Source organism: Bacillota bacterium, from assembly GCA_023511835.1.
In the GTDB taxonomy this organism is placed as follows: domain Bacteria; phylum Bacillota; class Sulfobacillia; order JAIMAT01; family JAIMAT01; genus JAIMAT01.
This window is the reverse complement of sequence record JAIMAT010000013.1, coordinates 34,206-40,344: the sequence shown is the minus strand read 5'-3', so window position 1 is coordinate 40,344 and position 6,139 is coordinate 34,206. Positions and strand designations below refer to the sequence as shown.

The window sequence follows — 6,139 nt, the reverse complement described above, 5'->3', positions numbered from 1 at the left end:
CCGCCTCCCCCGTCGCGTCGTAGCCGTAGACCGCCAGCTCCCCCGGCTCCGCCAAGAGCCGCTCCCGCGGAAGCTCCCGCTCCAGCTCGGCCAGCCAGGAGGGGGAAGTCCTCCCCCGGGCCGCCGGCGCCTCCCTCACCGCCATGCTCCCCCCACCTCCCGCCCGCCGCGAAGCGATCTCAGCGAGGCGGTTCGCCCTCCGGCGGCCCCTCGCCTGCCGGCTCCACGCCCAGCAGACGGGCGAGCATGCGCGCGTTGACCACCGCCTGGCCCTGGTAGTGGTTGTTGAAGGCGACCAAGAGGCGACCCTCCCCGGCGGCCAGCGCGCGCAACCGCGGCACCCACTCCTCCAGCTCGGCCGTCCGGTAGAGGTAGTCGTACCGCTCGTAGGCCTCCTCGTGGCTCCACCAGCGCGAGGCGTTCCGCCCGTGGAAGCGGACGTAGGCGACGGGGGCGGTCCGCTCGGCCACGGGCGGAGGAAGCCCGGGCAGCCTCGGCGCGTCGACGCAGACCAGGCCCACGCCCAGCTCCCGGAGCCAGGCGTAGGTCGCCGGCCGGAACCATCCCTCGTGCCGGAACTCCGCCACCAGGGGCAGCCCGTCCAGCCAGCGGCGGAGGCGGCCGAGCCAGGCGCGTTCCTCCTCCCGGTTGCGGAAGGCGTAGGGGAACTGGAGGAGGACCGCCCCCAGGCGCCCCCCGGCCCGCAGCGGCTCCAGCGCCTCACGGAAGAGACGCGCCTCGCGCTCCGAAGCCTCGCTCCGCTCGTGGGTCAGCCCGCGGTAGCCCTTGACCGCGAAGAGGAAGCCGGGCGGCACGCGGCGTGCCATGCTCTCGAAGGTCCGGGCCGCGGGCAACCGGTAGTAGGTGGCGTTCACCTCGGTGAAGGGGAAGCGCCGGGCGTAGAACTCCAGCATCCTCCGCTCCGGCAGGCCGGGCGGGTAGAAGGGGCCGATCCAGTCCTTGTAGCTGTACCCCGAGGTGCCGATCAGGATCTCGCCCATCGCGCCCGCCCCTCCTTCGGAGGCGGCCCCGGGCGCTTCAGGACGCCCTCCACGACCCCCAGCAGGCGGTCCTCCGGTCCCAGGGGGATGTCCGCGTAGTCGCGCGCCGGGTTGTTGGCGCGCAGGAAGTACCGCTCACCCACGCGGACCAAGTGCTTGACGGTCACCTCCTGCCCGCCCAGCAGCGCCACCACCACCGCACCGGGCTCCGCGGCCTCCTCGCTCCGCACCAGCACCACGTCGCCCGGATCGATGCCCGCCCCTACCATGCTGTCGCCCACCACCCGGAGCGCATAGGCGGCCGCCATCCCCGGAGGGACGTCGACGAAGTCGCCCGCCTCCTCCAGGGCGAAGCGCGGCCGGCCCGCCGCGATCTCGCCCGCCACGGGCAGGCGGCGCGCGGGAAGCGCGCCGAGGCGCGCCAGTTCGGGGAGTGCCGCGCCGGCGCCGTCCCGCTCGCCTCCCGCCGCCTCGCTGGCGGCCAGGAGGCGCTCCAGGAAGGCCCGGCGCCGCTCCAGCTCCAGCCGCCGCCGCGACGGCTCCCCCTCCGCGACGCCCGGACGCCCTCCCGGCTCCAGCCGCCGCAGCTCCCTTCGGGTGGCGGCCAGCTCCTGCCTCAGCTGCCGGCGGGGCGCGGCGGCCAGACGGACCAGCTCCTCCAGCTCGTATCCGAGCTCGTGGGCGAGGACCATCAGGTCGTCGAGCCCGGGCATCCGCCGGCCCTGCTCCCAGGCCTGGACGGTCGAGGCCGCCTTGCCGATCCGCCGCCCCAGCTCGCGCAACGAGAGGCCCCGCGAGAGGCGCAGGGCAGCCAGGAGGCCGCCCAGCGCCGCGCTGCCCGTCCCGGGCTGCCGCCCCCGTCTCTCCTTCTCCGCCGTCCCCTTCTCCGCCCTCTTCCCCATCCTCCGGCCTCCCCGGAGCGGCCCGGCCGCCCGCCGCGGGCCCCGCGGCGCCTCCGCCCTCCGCCGTTGACGGCTGTTCACTTCGAGTGTACACTGGGCGCACCCGGTCTTGCAATCTCAACAAGGCCTCCGGATCCGCACCGGGCCTCGCACGCCTTTTTCCGTTCACGAAGTGGGAACACTCTTCCGGGGAAGGTGGAAACCGTGCCGGATGAATCGCTGGTGGAATCGCTCGCGCTGGAGGAGGTCGACTCGCGCGAACGGCTGGTGGCCCTCGCCCGCCAGCTGGCCGAACGGCTCGCCAGGGAGCTCGAGGAGCGCGGCCTGGCCTGGCAGGAGGTGCAGGTCCGTCTCCGCGCCGCGGGGCGGGAGCGGACGCGTTCCACCCTCCTCCCGCTCCAGGCGCCGCCGGCCGGCCTGCCCTCCGCGGTCGCCCGGCTCCTTGAGACGTGGCCGCTGCCCGGTCCGGCGGAGCACCTCGCGCTCCGGGCCGCGCGCCTGATGCCGCTGGCCTTCGCCCAACTCGACCTGACGGGAGGCCGCCACGCCGACCGCGAGCACCGCCTGGAGGCGGCGCTCCGGGAGGTCAACCGCCGCTACCCGCTGGCCGTCCTGCGGGGAGGTGCCTCGGCCGGGACGGGCTCCGCCGCCCGGCGGGAGAGGATGCTCGCCTTCTACGATCCGCTCCGCGGCGGCGGCCGGGACGGGGAGTGAGCGGCGTGGGCCGTCCCCTGCGCGTCCTCTGCACGCCCTCCGGCCGGCCGAGGCTTCTCCTCTGGCGCGGGCGCCGCTACCCGGTGGAGGCCGTCCTGGAGCGTTGGAGGGACGTCGGGCGCTGGTGGGCGGGCGAGCCGCCCAAGCTCTTCTTCCGCCTCCAGACCGCCGACGGCGCGCTCTGGGAGATCTATCGCGACTCCGGGGCCGCCTCTTCCTGGCACCTCTACCGGCTCTACGACTGAAGGCGCCCGCGGAGGGGGGCCGGCTGCGCCGCCCAGGCCGCGCCGTCGCCGCGGAGCACCCGGCCCCGGCCGCGGAGGAACGCGAAGGACAGGAGAGGGAGTCCGGCCGTGAACCGCCCGCCGTTCGTCCACCTGCACGTCCATTCCTACTTCTCCTTCCTGGACGGCGCCAGCTCGCCCGAAGAGCTGGTGCGGCGCGCCGCCGAGCTGGGCATGCCCGCGCTGGCGCTCACCGACCACGACAACGTCAGCGGCGCGGTCCGCTTCGCGCGGGCGGCCCGGGCCGCCGGCATCCAGCCGATCCAGGGCGCCGAGGTGACGCTGGAGGGGGGCTACCACCTCACCCTGCTGGCCACGGGGCCGGCGGGGTACGCCCGCCTCTGTCGGCTGCTCTCCGAGGCCCACCTGAACCACCCGCGCGGGCGGCCGCGGGTGCGCTGGCAGGACCTGGAGGCCCATCGCCAGGGGCTGATCGCCCTCTCCGGCTGCCGGCGCGGGGAGATCGCCCGCCGCCTCCTCCGCCGCGACTTCGCCGGCGCGCTGGAGGCCGCGCGCCGTTACCGCTTGCTCTGGGGGGAGCGCTTCTACCTCGAGGTGCAGGAATCGCTCCTCCCCGGGGACCGCTTCCTGAACCGCCACCTGCAGGAGTTGGGCGAGCGCCTCGGCATCCCGTTGGTGGCCACCCACGACGTCCACTACGCGACGCGGGAGGGCTTCCGGACGCACGACCTGCTCAGCTGCGTCCGCCTGGGCATCCCCGTCGAGGAGGCGCACCCCGAGCGCCCGCTCAACGACGACCTGAGCCTGCACGACCCGGCCGTCATGGCCCGCCGCTTCGCCTGGGCGCCGGAGGCGCTGGAGCACGCCTGGGAGATCGCCCGGCTCTGCCAACCGGCGCTGGATCCAGCCCGGCGCCGCTACCCGCGCTTCCCGGTGCCCGAAGGCGAGAGCGCCGACGGCTATCTCCGCCGCCTGGCGCTGGCCGGCGCCCGCGAACGGTACGGCCGCCTGACGCCGGCTGTCCGCGAGCGGCTGGAGCGGGAGCTCCGGGTGGTGGAGAGGCTGGGCTACGCCGACTACTTCCTGACCGCCTGGCAGGTGGTGGAGGACGCCCGCCGGGAGGGGATCCGCCACTCCGGCCGCGGCTCGGCCGGCGCCAGCGCGCTCGCCTACTGCCTCCGCCTCACCGAGGTCGACCCCATCGCGCGCAACCTGCCCTTCGAGCGCTTTCTGAGCCTGGAGCGGGCGGAGAAGCCGGACATCGACCTCGACTTCGACGCCCGCTACCGGGACCGGGTGGCTGAGCGGGTGATCGCCCGCTACGGGCAGGAGCACGTGGCCGCGGTCGCCACCTACGTCACCTACCAGGCGCGCTCGGCGGTGCGCGACATGGGCAAGGTGCTGGGCTATCCGGCGGAGGAGGTCGACGCGCTGGCCAAGAGCCTCCCCCACCTCCCCGCCGACGCCATCCCCGAGGCGCTGGAGCGCTTCCCGGAGCTGCGCCGCGGTCCCTGGAGGGAGGAGCGCTACCGGCCCCTCCTGGAGGCCAGCGCCCGCCTGGCCGGCCTCCCCCGTTTCCTCGGCACGCACCTGGGGGGCCTCGTGATCAGCGGCGAGCCTGTCCGGGAGGTGACGCCGCTCCAGTGGGCGGCCAAGAGGGTGCAGATCGCCCAGTTCGACCGCGACGACGTGGAGGAGCTCAACCTGGTCAAGGTCGACCTCCTCTCGCTCAAGGCGCTCAGCCTGCTGGAGGACGCCGCCGCGGACCTCTTGCGGAAGCGCCCGGGCTTCCGCTACGAAGCGCTGCCCCTGGACGACCCGGCCACCTACCGGCTCCTCCGAAAGGGGCAGACCGTCGGCGTCTTCCAGCTGGAGAGCCCCGCCCAGCGGGCGCTCCAGGCGCGCCTGGGGGCCGAGCGCCTGGAGGACGTGGTGGCCAGCCTCGCCCTCATCCGCCCAGGCCCCATCAAGGGGAACATGGTCGACCCCTACGTCGCCCGGCGGCAGGGGCGGGAGCCGGTCACCTTCCCCCACCCTGCGCTGGCGCCGATCCTGGAGAAGACCTACGGGGTCGTCCTCTTCCAGGAGCAGGTGATCGCCATCGCCACCGAGTTGGCCGGCTTCACCCCCGGCGAGGCCGACCGGCTCCGCAGGCTGATGACGCATGCCCGCTCGCGCCAGGAGATGCGCGCGATGGGCGAGGAGTTCGTCCGCCGCGCGGTCGCCCGGGGCGTCGGCGAGGCGACGGCCCGCCAGGTCTTCGCCTCTCTGGAGGGCTACGCCAGCTACGGGTTCTGCGAGGCGCACGCCGCCGCCTTCGCCACCACCAGCTATTGGACGGCCTACCTCTCGGCCCATCACCCCGCGCACTTCTTCGCCGCACTCTTGAACAACCAGCCGATGGGCTTCTACGCGCCGGCGACGCTGGTCAACGAGGCGCGCAACCGCGGCGTCCGCTTCCTGGGACTGGACGTCAACCGGAGCGGCGAGCGCTTCGCGGTGGAGGGGCGCGACGGCCGGGAGGCGATCCGCATCCCCCTCGCCCGGGTGAAGGGGATCCGGCAGGCGGAGCTGGGCTCCATCCTGGAGGCCCGCCGGGCGGCCCCCTTCACCTCCTTCGCCGACTTCCGGCGGCGCACCCGGGTGGAGCGGGAGACGCTGGAGCGGCTGATCCTGGCCGGCGCCTTCGACGCGCTCCACCCCAACCGGCGGGCGCTCCTCGCCTGGCTCCCGCCCGCGGCCGGACCGTCGGGTCCCGCGGGCGTCCAGCAACCGCTGGCGATCGAGCCGGCCGAGGCCGGCCCCGACTTCACGCCGGAGGAGCGGCTCCTCCTCGAGTACCAGGTGCTGGGCATGAGCGCGCAGGGGCACCCCATGCACCTCTGGCGCGACCGGCTGCGCCGCGAGGGCTACCTGAGCCGGCGGGAGCTGGAGCGGGTGGCGGATGGTCGCCTCGTCCGGGTGGCCGGCCTGCCGGTCCGCCCCCACCGCCCGCCCACGCGGAGCGGGAGGACCGTGGTCTTTCTCTCGCTGGAGGACGAGACCGGGCTGACCGACGTCACGGTTTTCGAAGGGACGTACCAGCGCTACGGGCACCTGCTCTTCGGCCCGGAGACGCCCCCCCTGCGGGTGGTGGGCCGTCTCCAGCGACGCGGCCTGGGCCTCGCCGTGGTGGCCGAGTGGATCGGGGAGCTGCGCGCCGACGGTCTCTCCCCCCGGACCGCGGCCGGGACGGCGCGGGAGCGGGGGCTGCCCGCCCGTTGAGGCGAGCCCGGCC

The 6,139-nt window shown here is 75.1% G+C and carries 5 protein-coding genes; 3 read left to right on the top strand and 2 right to left on the bottom strand.

Annotated elements, in window-relative coordinates:
- Positions 1 to 179 precede the first annotated feature (179 nt).
- Together K6U79_04080 and K6U79_04075 are read right to left on the bottom strand one after the other, a co-directional pair.
- Positions 180 to 1,001 carry a DUF72 domain-containing protein gene (locus K6U79_04080; protein ID MCL6521536.1) on the bottom strand — a complete coding sequence of 274 codons (822 nt, stop codon included), beginning with the start codon at positions 999 to 1,001 and terminating at the stop codon, positions 180 to 182.
- Positions 986 to 1,903 carry a helix-turn-helix domain-containing protein gene (locus K6U79_04075; protein ID MCL6521535.1) on the bottom strand — a complete coding sequence of 306 codons (918 nt, stop codon included), beginning with the start codon at positions 1,901 to 1,903 and terminating at the stop codon, positions 986 to 988. The genes K6U79_04080 and K6U79_04075 overlap by 16 nt, the downstream gene beginning before the upstream one ends.
- A gap of 204 nt (positions 1,904 to 2,107) precedes the next feature.
- Between K6U79_04075 and K6U79_04070 the strand changes: the two genes are divergently transcribed.
- From K6U79_04070 to K6U79_04060, 3 genes are all read left to right on the top strand, one after another.
- On the top strand, positions 2,108 to 2,617 hold the full coding sequence (locus K6U79_04070) for a hypothetical protein (protein MCL6521534.1): 510 nt from the start codon (positions 2,108 to 2,110) through the stop codon (positions 2,615 to 2,617).
- Positions 2,618 to 2,622: 5 nt separating this feature from the next.
- On the top strand, positions 2,623 to 2,862 hold the full coding sequence (locus K6U79_04065; GenBank protein MCL6521533.1) for a DUF6504 family protein: 240 nt from the start codon (positions 2,623 to 2,625) through the stop codon (positions 2,860 to 2,862).
- Positions 2,863 to 2,970: 108 nt separating this feature from the next.
- Complete coding sequence (locus tag K6U79_04060; GenBank protein ID MCL6521532.1) at positions 2,971 to 6,126, top strand: DNA polymerase III subunit alpha; 3,156 nt, start codon at positions 2,971 to 2,973, stop codon at positions 6,124 to 6,126.
- Positions 6,127 to 6,139 lie beyond the last annotated feature (13 nt).